The sequence below is a fragment of the Pseudomonas sp. GZD-222 genome, from assembly GCF_049310525.1.
GTDB lineage: Bacteria > Pseudomonadota > Gammaproteobacteria > Pseudomonadales > Pseudomonadaceae > Aquipseudomonas.
Genome location: NZ_JBMOWO010000100.1, coordinates 19,076 through 32,712, shown reverse-complemented (window position 1 = coordinate 32,712; position 13,637 = coordinate 19,076). Strand labels below are relative to the sequence as shown.

General features: G+C 61.9%; 13 protein-coding genes. 3 read left to right on the top strand and 10 right to left on the bottom strand.

What is annotated here, in order from left to right; genetic code table 11:
- Window positions 1-39 precede the first annotated feature (39 nt).
- From holA to leuS, 3 genes are all read right to left on the bottom strand, one after another.
- A complete protein-coding gene (holA, locus tag ACO6VD_RS18840) occupies window positions 40-1,077 on the bottom strand; it encodes a DNA polymerase III subunit delta (RefSeq protein WP_422421220.1) in 1,038 nt (345 codons plus the stop codon).
- 36 nt (window positions 1,078-1,113) lie between these two features.
- A complete protein-coding gene (gene lptE, locus ACO6VD_RS18835; protein WP_422421218.1) occupies window positions 1,114-1,719 on the bottom strand; it encodes an LPS assembly lipoprotein LptE in 606 nt (201 codons plus the stop codon).
- A gap of 65 nt (window positions 1,720-1,784) precedes the next feature.
- Window positions 1,785-4,391, bottom strand: coding sequence for a leucine--tRNA ligase (leuS, locus tag ACO6VD_RS18830; protein ID WP_422421216.1), 2,607 nt, complete (start codon window positions 4,389-4,391; stop codon window positions 1,785-1,787).
- 238 nt (window positions 4,392-4,629) lie between these two features.
- On the opposite strand from leuS, the gene ACO6VD_RS18825 reads away from it, so the two are divergent.
- On the top strand, window positions 4,630-4,947 hold the full coding sequence (locus ACO6VD_RS18825) for a hypothetical protein (RefSeq protein WP_400171378.1): 318 nt from the start codon (window positions 4,630-4,632) through the stop codon (window positions 4,945-4,947).
- A 128-nt stretch (window positions 4,948-5,075) separates the two neighbouring features.
- Complete coding sequence (locus ACO6VD_RS18820; RefSeq protein ID WP_422421214.1) at window positions 5,076-5,837, top strand: YdcF family protein; 762 nt, start codon at window positions 5,076-5,078, stop codon at window positions 5,835-5,837.
- On the opposite strand, the gene lnt is transcribed toward ACO6VD_RS18820, so the two are convergent.
- The 5 genes from lnt to miaB all read right to left on the bottom strand — a co-directional run bounded on the left by lnt (window position 5,834) and on the right by miaB (window position 11,145).
- Entirely contained in the window at window positions 5,834-7,351 is a 1,518-nt protein-coding gene (gene lnt, locus ACO6VD_RS18815) for an apolipoprotein N-acyltransferase (RefSeq protein WP_422421212.1), read from the bottom strand. The two genes, ACO6VD_RS18820 and lnt, sit on opposite strands and share 4 nt — an antisense overlap.
- A gap of 8 nt (window positions 7,352-7,359) precedes the next feature.
- On the bottom strand, window positions 7,360-8,199 hold the full coding sequence (locus ACO6VD_RS18810; protein WP_028944390.1) for an HlyC/CorC family transporter: 840 nt from the start codon (window positions 8,197-8,199) through the stop codon (window positions 7,360-7,362).
- A 5-nt stretch (window positions 8,200-8,204) separates the two neighbouring features.
- On the bottom strand, window positions 8,205-8,699 hold the full coding sequence (ybeY, locus tag ACO6VD_RS18805; RefSeq protein WP_422421210.1) for an rRNA maturation RNase YbeY: 495 nt from the start codon (window positions 8,697-8,699) through the stop codon (window positions 8,205-8,207).
- Window positions 8,692-9,693, bottom strand: coding sequence for a PhoH family protein (locus ACO6VD_RS18800; protein WP_400171382.1), 1,002 nt, complete (start codon window positions 9,691-9,693; stop codon window positions 8,692-8,694). The genes ybeY and ACO6VD_RS18800 overlap by 8 nt, the downstream gene beginning before the upstream one ends.
- Window positions 9,694-9,816: 123 nt before the next feature.
- Window positions 9,817-11,145, bottom strand: coding sequence for a tRNA (N6-isopentenyl adenosine(37)-C2)-methylthiotransferase MiaB (gene miaB / locus ACO6VD_RS18795; protein WP_422421209.1), 1,329 nt, complete (start codon window positions 11,143-11,145; stop codon window positions 9,817-9,819).
- 130 nt (window positions 11,146-11,275) lie between these two features.
- On the opposite strand from miaB, the gene ACO6VD_RS18790 reads away from it, so the two are divergent.
- Window positions 11,276-11,602 carry a DUF1820 family protein gene (locus ACO6VD_RS18790; protein ID WP_038606593.1) on the top strand — a complete coding sequence of 109 codons (327 nt, stop codon included), beginning with the start codon at window positions 11,276-11,278 and terminating at the stop codon, window positions 11,600-11,602.
- A gap of 9 nt (window positions 11,603-11,611) precedes the next feature.
- On the opposite strand, the gene ACO6VD_RS18785 is transcribed toward ACO6VD_RS18790, so the two are convergent.
- Both ACO6VD_RS18785 and hemL read right to left on the bottom strand, forming a co-directional pair.
- Complete coding sequence (locus ACO6VD_RS18785; RefSeq protein ID WP_400171384.1) at window positions 11,612-12,160, bottom strand: tetratricopeptide repeat protein; 549 nt, start codon at window positions 12,158-12,160, stop codon at window positions 11,612-11,614.
- Between the two features lie 186 nt (window positions 12,161-12,346).
- Window positions 12,347-13,633 (bottom strand): glutamate-1-semialdehyde 2,1-aminomutase, encoded by a 1,287-nt coding sequence (gene hemL, locus ACO6VD_RS18780; protein WP_422421206.1) that lies wholly within the window; start codon window positions 13,631-13,633, stop codon window positions 12,347-12,349.
- Between the last annotated feature and the right edge of the window lie 4 nt (window positions 13,634-13,637).

The following is a 13,637-nucleotide window of genomic DNA, read 5'->3' as shown; positions in this document are numbered from 1 at the left end:
TGCCCCCTGGGGGGGGGGGGGTTCCCCCCGCGATTGCAGTTACTCTGCCGGCAAGGCCAGGCGTTGCCCGGCCATCAACAACGACAAGCGAGCCAGGCTGGTCCAGGGGGAGCCCTGGGCCTGGCCCTTGATCTGCGCATCGATACGCTGGGCATCCTGCAGCAACTGGCTCCAGCGTTGCGCCGAGTGGCGTTGCAGCGCTTTGCTCATCAGTGGCTTGCGCTTGTCCCAGACCGGTGGCCGAGCCTGGCTGAAGGCTTTGTCCAGTGGCACACCCTGGCTGTATTGCTGGGCCAGGCTCGCCAACAGCCGCAATTCACGGGCCAGGGCCCAGAGAATCACCGGTGGCTCGACCCCTTCGCCGCGCAGGCCCTCGAGCATACGCAGGGCATGAGCAGCCTCGCCGTTGAGGATCGCATCGACCAGACCGAAAACATCAAATCGAGCACTGTCGGCCACCGCAGCCTGCACGGTCTCGACAGTGATCTGATTGCCTTCAGCCAGCAGCTTGAGCTTCTCGATTTCCTGGGCCGCAGCCAGCAGGTTGCCTTCGACCCGGGCGGCAATCAGGTCTACCGCATCGCGCTGGGCGGACAGTCCGGCCTGGGATAGGCGCTGGTTGATCCACTGTGGCAGTTGCGCCGTGTCGACCGGCCAGATCTGGATGAACTGGACCTGCTGGCCTTCGATCAGCGCTTTGCCCCATTTGGTTTTCTGCGCACTGCCGTCGAGCTTGGGCAGGCTGATCAGCAGCAAGGTGTCTTCGGCCGGGCGCGAGCAGTACTCGATCAGCGCTGCTGCCCCCTTGTCACCCGGTTTGCCGGAAGGCAGGCGCAGTTCCAGCAGGCGGCGCTGGGCGAACAATGACAGGCTGGCACCGGCCTGGAGCAGGGTGCCCCAGTCGAAGTTGGCGTCGGCACTGAACACCTGGCGCTCGTCGAAGCCTTGCAGGCGCGCAGCCGCGCGTACTGCATCGGCGGCTTCCTGGCACAGCAGCGGATCATCGCCACTGATCACGTAGACCGGCGCGAGGCTGCCTTGCAGGTGCTTGTTGAGCTGGGCGGGGGCGAGTTTCATGATGGCGGGCGGGGCACCGAAGTGCCCCGTTCAGGCTCAGTTGATCGGCAGTTGCAGCGGCGACTGCTGAGGTGTTTCGTCTTGGGCGCGGCGGGCCGCTTCCAGGGCATCGGCTTCGGCCTTGGCGCGCTCGTCGGCTTTCTGCTGCAGCTGGTCGAGCTGAGCCGGGGTCAGCAATTGCAGGCGTACCAGCATGTTCTGCACCAGGTCGCGGCGCATTTCTTCGCGAGTTTGCGAGGCTTGCTGACTGGCACCGGTGATGTTGTTGCCGTCATAGACGTAGACCTTGCGTACTTCGAGCTTGTCGTTGAGCAGGTTGGTGTCGTTCAGGCCATTGATGCTGTAGCTCAGCACGGTGGTCAGCTCATACTCGGCAGATCTGGAACCGCCAGAGTAGGTGGCGGCACGCTGGGACTCTTGTTCATTGGTCAGGACCAACTTGTATGGTGCGCCGGTGTGAACATTGACACCGCTGCTCTGCAGGGCCTGGCGCAACTGGTTCACGGTTTTGCCATAGGCATCGCGCGCGCTCAGGTCCAGTTCCTTGATCGCCAGTTCGCTGTTACCCGTACCGCGCAGCTGAAAGCCGCAGGCGCTGAGCATCACCGCCAGGCCGATTACCAGCAAATTGCGTTTGATCATCTTGTAGCTCCCTTGTGGGCCGATTCTGTGTACCGGCCCGCCATTCATGCGGGCCGGTATTCCTGTCAGTTGGCGACGATGTTGACCAGCTTGCCCGGTACCACGATGACCTTGCGGATGCTCAGGCCTTCGGTGAAACGCAGCACGTTTTCGTTACTGCGGGCAGCGGCTTCGACTTCCTCGCGGCTGGCGGCGGCGGGCATTTCGATCTGGCCGCGCAGCTTGCCGTTGACCTGGATGACCAGGACGATGCTGTCCTGAACCAGAGCGCTTTCGTCCAGCGCAGGCCAGCCAGCATCGATCACTGCATCCTGGTGACCCAGGCGGTGCCAGAGTTCGTGGCTGATGTGCGGGGTGATCGGAGCCAGCAGCAGAGCGACGGTTTCCAGGCCTTCGTGCAGCAGGGCGCGGTCCTGTTCGCTGGCTTGCGGGGCTTTTTCCAGCACGTTCATCAGGGTCATCACCTGGGCGATGGCGGTGTTGAACTTGTGGAACTGACCGACATCGGTGCTGGCCTGTTTGATCGCCGCATGAATACTACGGCGAATCACTTTCTGCTCATCGTTCAGGGTTGCGACATCCAGCTTGCCCGGCAGGCCCTGGGTCACGTGGGCCTGGGCCAGGCGCCAGACGCGGCGCAGGAAGCGGCTGGCGCCTTCGACGCCGGAGTCCGACCATTCCAGGCTCATGTCTGGCGGCGAGGCGAACATCATGAACAGACGGCAGGTGTCAGCACCGTAGGCATCAATCATCGCCTGCGGGTCAACGCCGTTGTTCTTGGACTTGGACATCTTCTCGGTGCCACCGATCTCGACCGGCAAGCCGTCAGTGCGCAGGCGGGCACCAATGATCTTGGCCTTGGCGTCACGCTCGATGTCGACATCGGCCGGGTTGAACCAGTCTTTGCCGCCGTTGCTGGCAACGCGGTAGTAGGTTTCGGCAACGACCATGCCCTGGGTCAGCAGGTTCTTGAACGGCTCGTTGGAGGTAACCAGGCCTTCGTCACGCATCAGCTTGTGGAAGAAGCGCGCATAAAGCAGGTGCAGGATGGCGTGTTCGATGCCACCGATGTACTGGTCTACCGGCAGCCAGTGGTTGGCCGCTTTCGGATCGACCAGGCCGCCCTCGTAGTTCGGCGAGGCGTAACGGGCGAAGTACCACGACGACTCGACGAAGGTGTCCATGGTGTCGGTTTCGCGCTTGGCTGCGGTGCCGCATTTCGGGCAGGTGCACTCGTAGAACTCGGGCATGCGCGCCAGTGGCGAACCGGCACCATCTGGAACCACATCTTCAGGCAGCTTAACCGGCAACTGATCTTCCGGTACCGGCACATCGCCACAGGATGGGCAGTGGATGATCGGGATCGGGCAACCCCAGTAGCGCTGGCGGCTGATGCCCCAGTCGCGCAGGCGGAACTGGGTACGGGATTTGCCCAGCTCTTTCTTGATCAGCGCCACTTCCATGGCGTCGAAGGCGCCCGGGAAGTCCAGGCCGTCAAACTCGCCGGAGTTGATCAGCACACCGTGCTCACCGCAGGCAGCATCCCACTCGGCAGCGACTTCATCGCCCAGGCTGGTGCGCACCACGGCCTTGAATGGCAGGTTGTACTTTTTCGCGAACTCGAAATCGCGCTCGTCGTGGGCCGGAACCGCCATTACCGCGCCATCGCCGTAGTGCATCAGCACGTAGTTGGCGACCCAGACCGGCAGCTTTTCACCGGTCAGTGGGTGCTCCACGAACAGCGAGGTGGCCAGGCCTTTTTTCTCCTGGGTGGCGATGTCGGCTTCGGCGACGCTGCCACTTTTGCATTCGTCGATGAATGCTTGCAGCTCGGGGTTGCCCTGGGCTGCCTGAGTGGCCAGCGGGTGCTCGGCGGCAACGGCCACGTAGGTGGCGCCCATCAGGGTGTCAGGACGGGTGGTGAAGACCTTCAGTGCCCCGGCGTGGCCGATGCTGGCCTGATCGAAGGGGAACTGCACTTCCATGCCGCGCGACTTGCCGATCCAGTTGCGCTGCATGGTCTTGACCTGTTCTGGCCAGCCCGGCAGCTCGTCGAGGCTTTCCAGCAGCTCGTCGGCATAATCGGTGATCTTGAAGTAGTACATCGGGATTTCGCGCTTCTCGATCAGCGCGCCCGAACGCCAGCCACGGCCGTCGATGACCTGCTCGTTGGCCAGTACGGTCTGGTCGGCCGGGTCCCAGTTCACGGTACCGTTCTTGCGGTAGATCACGCCTTTTTCGAACAGGCGGGTGAACAGCCACTGTTCCCAGCGGTAGTAATCCGGCTTGCAGGTGGTCACTTCGCGCGACCAGTCGAAGGCCAGGCCCAGGCTCTTGAGCTGGGTCTTCATGTAGTCGATGTTTTCGTAGGTCCACTTTGCCGGCGCGACGTTGTTCTTCATCGCGGCGTTTTCCGCCGGCATGCCGAAGGCGTCCCAGCCCATGGGCTGCAGAACATTCTTGCCGAGCATGCGCTGGTAACGGGCGATCACGTCACCGATGGTGTAGTTGCGCACGTGGCCCATATGTAGCTTGCCGCTTGGGTACGGGAACATCGATAGGCAGTAGTACGACTCCTTGCCTGGCTGTTCACTGACTTCAAAAGACTTTTGCTCGTCCCAGTAGGACTGGGCGGCGGCTTCGATTTCGCGGGGCTGATAGAGTTCGTGCATGGCTACTTTGCGCTTAGAGATGGGAGACCTTATCCAGGCAGCGGGAAAACCGCTACATCGGCAATCCGGTGTCAAAATGGTGAACGGCCTAGCATACATGACCCCTGTCCATCGAGGGAAACCCTGATTGCACCGGCTGAGGCGCTACGGGCCGTTGGTCGCAGCGTCCGGCTGCTTTTTCGAGTAACGCTAAGCTCACTGTTGGGGGGAGATATTTTATCTTCAATGAGGTGAACGGATGGGAGAGTCGCAGTTACAAGTAACGAAACCGGAGCTTTACGAACGGCTGATTGATCGTCTGGGGCTTGCTCTCGATGTCGCCAGGACTTCCGTTCGGTTACGCGATGAAATGCCTGCTGAATTGGAGTTGCGTGGCCTTAGCCGCGCTGAATTCGATGTGATCAAAGCCTATCTGGACTCCCTTCCAGAGGGCAGGCATGGATGCGCTGGCGCACAGCTATCAGCGGAGCCGCCACCCTCGGCCAGAGTTGTCTGGCTCAAGGACAAGACACGCTCCACCACCACGGCAAAATCCAGGACGCTGCACTTCAAGTAGCAAGCAGCGGTTCGGATTCCAGGCGCAATGCGGAGTGCGCCCCCCTTCGAAAAACAGGATGATCGGCATCTGACTATTGTTGCCAGGTGCCGATCCTCTTAGGCTGCGCACCTCCAAGGAGGTGACACGTGCCGTTTCGTTATTTAATCAAACAAATGATCCTGCCGCCTGGCGTGCTGTTCCTGTTGCTGATTGCCGCCTGGTGGCTGCGTCGCTCCTGGCCACGGCTGTCGGCGCTGTGTTTTGTCTTGGGGCTTGGTGGTTTGTGGGTGATGAGCCTGCCGATTGTGGTCGAGCGCTCCGCGCGCTTGCTGGAAACCGAAGCAGCCTTGAGTCAACAGCAATGGGCGCACCTGGCTGAACAGGCTGACGCGATTGTCATTCTCGGGGCTGGGCGCGAGCGCGGGGATCCGGCCTGGGATTTCCAGGATCAGCCCACGGGCGTGGCCATGGAGCGTATGCGTTATGCCGCACAATTGGCCAAGGCATCGGGCCTGCCACTGTTGACCAGTGGCGGTTTGCACTTTGGCACACCACCCAGCGAGGCGCAGTTGATGGCCGATGCGCTGCAGCGTGACCTGGGCGTGAGTGTGCGCTGGAAGGAAGAGCACAGCAGGACCACCTGGGAAAACGCCCGGATGAGTGCCGAGATCCTCCTGCCCCAAGGCATCAAGCGTGTAGTTGTGGTGACTCAAGCCTGGCATATGCAGCGCTCGCGCTGGAGCTTTGAGCAGGCGGGTTTTCAGGTGGTGCCAGCGCCGGTCGGCTTTCTCGGTCGTGATCATGCCCGGCCATTCGGTGGCTGGCTGCCAGAAAGCAAGTCCATCTGGCAGAGCGGCCAACTGCTCAATGAGGCAGTCGGCCTGCTCGGTTACCGGCTGTTCTACTAAACCGTCTTGGCAATCCGGCTGGCCAGCAAGGCCCAGCCCAGCAGCAGCGCGCAGAGAATCACCAATGGCCAGGAGCGCCATTGCAGGTACGGCGTGAGCTGCTGCATCGGCACCACCTCACCGTAAAGGATGCCGCGTTCGAACTGCGGAATCTGCACGGTGATACGCCCGAAGGGATCGATCAGGCCGGTGACGCCGTTGTTGGTGGCGCGGATCATCCAGCGCCCGGCCTCCAGCGCGCGCATCTGGGCCATCTGCAGATGCTGCAGCGGGCCGATCGAAGTACCGAACCAGGTGTCGTTGCTAATGGTCAGGAGGATGTCGCTGCGGGCCGCCAGACTCGCGGCGAACTCCGGATAGACCACTTCGTAGCAGATGTAGGGGGCAATCTGATAGCCCTTGGCCTGCAGTAGTGGCTGGTCTTCCGGTCCGCGGGCAAAGTCCGACATCGGCAGGTCGAAGAAGGCAATCAGGCCGCGGAGCATGTCCTGCAAGGGGACGTACTCACCAAAAGGCACCAGCTTCTGTTTCAGGTAGGTGCCATCGCCTTCGCCGGTGACGGTGATGCCGTTGTAGTAACGGCGTTGCTGGTGCACCACTTCACGCACGGGAACGCCGGTAATCAGCGCCGAATGACGGTCGGCGGCGAAGCTGCCCATCATGTTCAGGTAACCTTCGGCCTGTTCCTTGAGGATCGGTACGGCGGTTTCCGGCCAGACCAGCAGGTCGACCGGCTTGGAGCTGAAGCTCATGTCCCGGTACAGGGCCAGCTGAGCATTGACGTGCTCGGGGTTCCACTTCAGTTCCTGCTCGACGTTACCTTGCAGGGCGGCAACGGTCAGGGGCTTGCCCGCAGGCTCGGTCCAGGCGTGGTCCTTCAGGGCAAGACCCACGGCCCAGGGGGCGAGCAACAGGATGATGGCCACAGCGAAGAAGGACTTGCGTGCGCGCAGGCGAGGCAGGTTGCACAGCAGGGCCGCGCACAACGCCAGGCAGAAGGAAATCAGCCACATGCCACCGACTGGCGCGAGGCCGGACAAGGGGCCGTCGAGCTGGCTGTAACCGGAATAGAGCCAGGGGAAGCCGGTGAGGAACCAGCCACGGAAGGCTTCTTGACCCACCCACAAGGCGGCAAAGCACAGGGCATCGGCCAGGGGCGCCTCGTTGCGCCGTAGCCAGCGCGCCCAGATCCACGCGGGCAGGGCAAAGAACCAGGCGATGGCAGCGAAGAAGGCCACCAGCAGGCCGGTGGCCAGTAGCGGTGTAGCGCCACCGTAGGTGTTGATGCTGACGTAGATCCAGCTGGTACCGGCGGCGTACAGGCCGAAGCCGAAGCACCAGCCGCGACCCAGGGCCTGGCGTGGGCTCAGCTCACGCAGGCCGAGGTAGAACAGCCCCGCCGCGAGCAATGCCAGCGGCCAGATGTCGAACGGCGCCAGGGCCAGGGTGGTGATCGCACCGGCCGCCACGGCCAGCAGGTTACCGGGCCAGCCGGGGCGGGTGATCCAGCGCATGGTTGTCCTTAACGGGTGATAGGTGTCAGTCGCAGCAAGTGGATCCGGCGGCTGTCGGCATTGAGAATGCGGAAGCGGTACGGGCCGATTTCGGTGGTCTCGTTACGTTTGGGCAGGTGGCCGAAAGCGCTCATGACCAGGCCGCCCACGGTGTCGAACTCGTCGTCGGAGAACTGGCTGTCGAAGAACTCGTTGAAGTTCTCGATCGGCGTCAGGGCCTTGATCAGGAAGTCACCACTGGGCAGCGGCTTGATGTAGCTGTCTTCTTCGACGTCGTGTTCGTCTTCGATGTCGCCGACGATCTGTTCGAGCACGTCTTCGATGGTCACCAGGCCCGCCACGCCGCCGTACTCGTCGATGACGATGGCCATGTGGTTATGGTTGGCGCGAAACTCGCGCAGCAGCACGTTCAGGCGCTTGGACTCGGGCACGAAAGTGGCCGGGCGCAGCAGGTCCTTGATGTTGAAGCTGTCGCCATTCTCCTTGAGGATCAGCGGCAGCAAGTCTTTGGCCAGCAACACGCCAAGGACATCGTCATGGCTTTCGCCGACCACCGGGTAGCGCGAGTGCGCCGCGTCGATCACCGCCGGCAGGAACTCGCGCGGCGACTGGGTGGCCTTGATGCTGATCATCTGCGAGCGCGGGACCATGATGTCACGCACTTGCAGGTCGGCGACCTGGATGGCGCCTTCAACGATGGTCAATGCCTCGCTGTCGAGCAGTTTGTTCTGATGGGCTTCGCGCAGGAGCTCAAGCAGCTCCTGACGGTTTTTCGGCTCATGGGCAAAAGCCTGGGTCAGTTTGCCCAGCCAGGACTTTTGCCCGTTGCTCGATCGATCTTCGCTCATGGCGGTTACTCGTGATCCTTGCAGATATCAGTGTGGGGTGCGTCGTGTTCGTCGTCGGCGTACGGGTCCGGATGACCCAGTTCTGCCAGCAATTCTCGTTCCAGGGCTTCCATTTCCTCGGCCTCATCGTCGTCGATGTGGTCGTAGCCCAGCAGGTGCAGGCAGCCGTGGATCACCAGGTGCGCCCAGTGGGCTTCCAGGGACTTGCCCTGTTCGACGGCTTCGCGCTCGACCACGGCAATGCAGATCACCAGGTCGCCGAGCAGCGGGATATCGAGCAGCTCGTCAGGCACGTCGGCCGGGAAGGACAGGACGTTGGTGGCGTAGTCCTTGTGCCGCCAGGTGTGATTGAGTTCACGACCTTCGGCTTCATCCACCAGACGGATAGTCATTTCCGAGTCGGCTGTGCGCTGGCGCAAGGCCAGCTCACACCATTGGCGGAACTGTTCTTCGGTCGGGTGTGGCGCATCACTTGCCAGCTGTAGATCGAGCTCAAGCATCGCGTTTGTTGCCTTCGCTGATGTCATTCTGGTGACTCTCAAAGCGCTCGTAGGCTTCGACGATACGTTGCACCAAGGGGTGGCGAACCACGTCTTTGGGCTGGAAGTGGGTAAAGCTGATGCCCGGAACACCCTTGAGTACTTCGATCACATGCGCGAGCCCCGACTTGGTGCCGCGTGGCAGGTCGACCTGGGTGATGTCGCCGGTGATCACCGCGGTGGAGCCGAAACCGATACGGGTCAGGAACATTTTCATCTGTTCGACGGTGGTGTTCTGGCTCTCATCGAGGATGATGAAGCTGTTGTTCAGGGTGCGGCCACGCATGTAGGCGAGCGGGGCGATCTCGATGACCTGGCGTTCGATCAGTTTGGCCACGTGCTCAAAGCCGAGCATCTCGTACAGCGCGTCGTACAGCGGACGCAGGTACGGGTCGATCTTCTGTGCCAGGTCGCCGGGCAGGAAGCCGAGCTTCTCGCCAGCTTCGACGGCGGGGCGCACCAGCAGGATGCGCCGCACCTGTTCACGCTCCAGCGCATCCACGGCACAGGCTACCGCCAGGTAGGTCTTGCCGGTACCGGCCGGACCGATGCCGAAGTTGATGTCGTTGGCGAGGATTTCCTTCACGTAGCGCTGCTGGTTCAAGCCACGGGGACGAATCATGCCCTTGCGCGTGCGCAGGGAAACACTGACTTCGTTGACCGCCGGGTTCTCCAGCTCCTGGACCGCAGATTCCTGCAGGAACAGGTGGACCATTTCCGGCGACAGCTCGGTGGCCTTGGTCTCGCGATAGAGACGGCGCAGCAGTTGCTCGGCAGAAGTGGTGTGCTTGGGCTCGCCGATCAGTTCGAACTGATTGCCGCGGTTGCGGATTTCGATGGCCAGGCGTTGCTCGATCAAGCGCAAATGCTCGTCGAACTGCCCGCACAGATTGGCGAAGCGGTGGGCCTCGAAGGGTTCGAGGATGAAACGATGAGGTTCTATGGGTGCGTTCAAGGTCGTTTTTCAGCCGCCCGACGGCAATGGAGATGGACTCAAGGATAACCCTAGCCGCTGCAGGGCGAAAGCGCTGAAACGATCAAGGGTCGCCGGGCCAGTATTGCGGCCCGGCTGGACAGGTCAATGCGCCAGCGAACCGAACAGCGAATGCGGGCGGGCGTCGTCGATATGGATGTCGACGAACTGGCCGATCAGCTTCGGATTGTCGCAGCGGAAGTTGACGATACGGTTATTCTCGGTGCGCCCCTGCAACTGGCCGGGATCGCGGCGCGAGTAGTCGGTGACGAGGATGCGCTGGATCGTGCCGACCATTTGTCGGCTGATCTCGAACCCCTGGGTGTCGAGGCGATGCTGCAGAAGCTTGAGCCGCTCTTTTTTAACCTCTTCCGGGGTGTCGTCGGGCAGGTCGGAGGCCGGGGTGCCCGGACGCTGGCTGTAGACGAAGGAGTAGGAGAAATCGAAGCCGACATCAGCCACCAGCTTCATGGTCTGTTCGAAGTCTTTCTCGGTTTCACCGGGGAAGCCGATGATGAAGTCCGAACTGATGCAGATCCCTGGCACGGCCGCCTTGAGCTTGCGCAGCTTGGACTTGTACTCGAGCACCGTGTGGTTGCGCTTCATGGCGGCCAGCACGCGGTCGGAGCCCGATTGCACGGGCAGGTGCAGGTGTTTGACCAGCTCCGGTACCTCTGCATGGGCGCGGATCAGGCTGTCGGAAAACTCCAGCGGATGCGAGGTGGTGTAGCGGATGCGGTCGATGCCATCGATAGCGGCGACCACGCGGATCAGCTCTGCCAGGTCGGCAAGGCGGCCGTCGTGGGTCTGGCCGCGGTAGCCATTGACGTTCTGCCCCAGCAGGGTGACCTCACGCACGCCGTTTTCGGCCAGGTGAATGACTTCAGACAGTACGTCGTCGAACGGCCGGCTGACTTCTTCACCGCGGGTGTAGGGCACTACGCAGAAGGAGCAGTACTTGCTGCACCCTTCCATGACCGAGACATAGGCCGTCGGCCCGTCGATGCGTGGCTCGGGCAGGTGGTCGAATTTTTCGATTTCCGGGAACGACACGTCGACCTGGGGCAGGCGCGTGGTGCGGGCGGCATCGATCATTTCCGGTAGGCGATGCAGGGTCTGCGGGCCAAAAACCACGTCGACATAAGGTGCGCGCTTGCGGATAGATTCGCCTTCCTGGCTGGCCACGCAACCGCCGACGGCGATGACCATGTCCGGCTTCTGGTCTTTCAGTTCGCGCCAGCGACCCAGCTGGGAGTACACCCGGTCCTGGGCGCGCTCGCGGATCGAGCAAGTGTTGAGCAGGATGACGTCGGCGTCTTCGGCGCGGGCCGTGACCTCAAGGGCTTGATGTTCGCCCAGCAGGTCGACCATGCGCGAGCTGTCGTACTCGTTCATCTGGCAACCGTGGGTTTCGATGTAAAGCTTCTTGGCCATGAGAGATCATCTGGTGATTCGAAGAACCGCACATTATAAGGGGGCGGGGCCTTGGATCCTAGCGTTGTCGGCCCGGTGCCTATGTTATAGTTTGCGCCTTCTTTACCACCCGTGATTGTCCCCGCCCAAAATGACCAAACGCGAAGCGCCTATCTACAAAGTGATCTTTCTCAACCAGGGCCAGGTATTCGAGATGTATGCCAAGCAGATCTACCAGAGTGATCTGTGGGGCTTTCTGGAAATTGAAGAATTTGTCTTCGGCGAGCGCACCCAGGTGGTGGTCGATCCGAGTGAGGAAAAGCTCAAGGCTCAATTTGAAGGCGTGGTGCGCAGCTTTGTGCCGATGCACTCGATTGTGCGCATCGATGAGGTCGAGCGTTTGGGTACGCCGAAAATCAGCGAGGCCCGTGGCGTCAGCAATGTGATGCCGTTTCCGATGCCAATGCCGGAAAAGTAAGCCCAGGCTTCAGGGGAGTGGTGAAAAGGGCGTGCGCCCCTCGGCCGTCTGCAGTTCCAGCAGGTACTTGCGAAAGATCTGTCCCAGTACCTGGGTCGCCACTTCCAGATCCTCACGGGGCATTTGCTCCGAGACTTCGTCGGCCAGGTCCAGGGCTTCTTCGGCACCGTTGACCGCCGCCATTTTCAGCACGATGTACGCTTGTACATTGTTGGCCGCAACGCCTTCACCCTTGAAGAACATGGTCCCCAGGCGGTACTGGGCCTGGGCGTGGCCTTGCAGCGAGGCTTGCTCGAAATAGCTCAGGGCTTGCTTGAGGTCGCGGGGGGTGTTGGTGCCCTCGTAATAGAACTCGCCTAGCTCGTATTGGGCTTGTGCATCGCCACCCTGCGCAGCCTGCTGGCAGCTCGCCAAGGCTTGGGGCAGGTCTTCGGGCTGGGAATTGAGGGTGCAGCGGCCCGTTGCTGGAATCAGCAACGAGTTACCGCCTGCCAAGGCCAGCAGGGGCTGAAGAAGCAACAGGCAGCCCAGGGCGAGGGCGCGGCCGGTGCGGTTCATGGGGATCGACTTACCTCTGCAAAGCTGCGGCCAAAGTGTCTGGTGGCACATTATGGGATAAGCAGCGCCTACCTTACAAAGTCTTTACTCGATTTTCTGCTGAGGAACCCTCGCTGGGAGCGGGTTTGCCCCGCGATTGCGCTGTGTCAGCCACATCGCCTCGCGGGGCAAGCCCGCTCCCACCGCTTAGTTCTTGAGCTTGGCGAACGCCCGCTCGGCGGCATCCAGGGTGATCTTCAGCTCAGCTTCGCCGTGGGCGATCGAGGTGAAACCGGCCTCGAAGGCGCTTGGCGCCAGGTACACACCGCCTTCGAGCATCAGGTGGAAGAAGCGCTTGAAGCGATCGGCATCGCTGGCCATCACATCGTCAAAGGTGACAATGTCGTCAGCACCGCTGAAGTACAGGCCGAACATACCGCCCGCCTGGGTGGTGACGAACGGAATACCGGCGGCATCGGCGCGCTGCTGCAGGCCGTCGAGCAGGCGGCTGGTGTAGTCGCTGAGTTCGGCATGGAAGCCCGGACGGCTGATCAGCTTCAGGGTGGTCAGGCCTGCGGCCATGGCCAGCGGGTTGCCCGACAGGGTGCCGGCCTGGTAGACCGGGCCCAGCGGCGCAATCTGTTCCATGATCTTGCGCTTGCCGCCGAAGCAGCCCACTGGCATGCCGCCACCGACAATCTTGCCGAAGGTCGACAGGTCCGGCGTTACGCCGTAGTGCGCTTGTGCGCCGCCCAGGGCAACGCGGAAGCCGGTCATCACTTCGTCGAAAATCAAGACCACACCGTGTTTGTCACACAGCGAGCGCAGACCTTCGAGGAAGCCTGGCGCCGGTGGTACACAGTTCATGTTGCCGGCCACCGGCTCGACGATGATGCACGCCACTTCCTGGCCTACATCAGCGAGCATTTTTTCAACGGCGTCGATGTCGTTGAAGGGCAGGGTCAGGGTGTGTTTGGCAAAGGCCGCTGGTACCCCGGCGGAGCTTGGCACGCCCTGGGTCAGCAGGCCGGAGCCGGCCTTGACCAGCAGGCTGTCGGAGTGGCCGTGGTAGCAGCCTTCAAACTTGATGATGCTGTCGCGGCCAGTGAAACCACGGGCCAGGCGAATGGCGCTCATGGTCGCTTCGGTGCCGGAGCTGACCATGCGCACCATTTCCATCGACGGCACGATCGAGCAGACCAGGTCGGCCATCTCGGTTTCCATGGCGGTTGGCGCACCGTAGGACAGGCCGTGTTCCAGCTGCTTGCGCACCGAGTCGAGCACGTCCGGGTGGCTATGACCGAGGATCATCGGGCCCCAGGAGCCAACGTAATCGACGTAGCGCTTGTCGTCTTCGTCGGTGACGTAGGCACCTTCGGCATGCTTGAAGAACAGCGGCGTGCCGCCAACGCTCTTGAACGCCCGCACCGGCGAGTTGACGCCCCCGGGGATGTGTTTTTGGGCGTTGGCAAACAGGGTTTCGGAACGAGACATGATG

Excerpts from the sequence above, each read along its gene's own strand:
- holA (WP_422421220.1), bottom strand. The coding sequence starts at position 1,077 with ATGAAACTCGCCCCCGCCCAGCTCAACAAGCACCTGCAAGGCAGCCTC.
- lptE (WP_422421218.1), bottom strand. The coding sequence starts at position 1,719 with ATGATCAAACGCAATTTGCTGGTAATCGGCCTGGCGGTGATGCTCAGC.
- leuS (WP_422421216.1), bottom strand. The coding sequence starts at position 4,391 with ATGCACGAACTCTATCAGCCCCGCGAAATCGAAGCCGCCGCCCAGTCC.
- ACO6VD_RS18825 (WP_400171378.1), top strand. The coding sequence starts at position 4,630 with ATGGGAGAGTCGCAGTTACAAGTAACGAAACCGGAGCTTTACGAACGG.
- lnt (WP_422421212.1), bottom strand. The coding sequence starts at position 7,351 with ATGCGCTGGATCACCCGCCCCGGCTGGCCCGGTAACCTGCTGGCCGTG.
- ACO6VD_RS18810 (WP_028944390.1), bottom strand. The coding sequence starts at position 8,199 with ATGAGCGAAGATCGATCGAGCAACGGGCAAAAGTCCTGGCTGGGCAAA.
- ybeY (WP_422421210.1), bottom strand. The coding sequence starts at position 8,699 with ATGCTTGAGCTCGATCTACAGCTGGCAAGTGATGCGCCACACCCGACC.
- miaB (WP_422421209.1), bottom strand. The coding sequence starts at position 11,145 with ATGGCCAAGAAGCTTTACATCGAAACCCACGGTTGCCAGATGAACGAG.
- ACO6VD_RS18790 (WP_038606593.1), top strand. The coding sequence starts at position 11,276 with ATGACCAAACGCGAAGCGCCTATCTACAAAGTGATCTTTCTCAACCAG.
- ACO6VD_RS18785 (WP_400171384.1), bottom strand. The coding sequence starts at position 12,160 with ATGAACCGCACCGGCCGCGCCCTCGCCCTGGGCTGCCTGTTGCTTCTT.
- hemL (WP_422421206.1), bottom strand. The coding sequence starts at position 13,633 with ATGTCTCGTTCCGAAACCCTGTTTGCCAACGCCCAAAAACACATCCCC.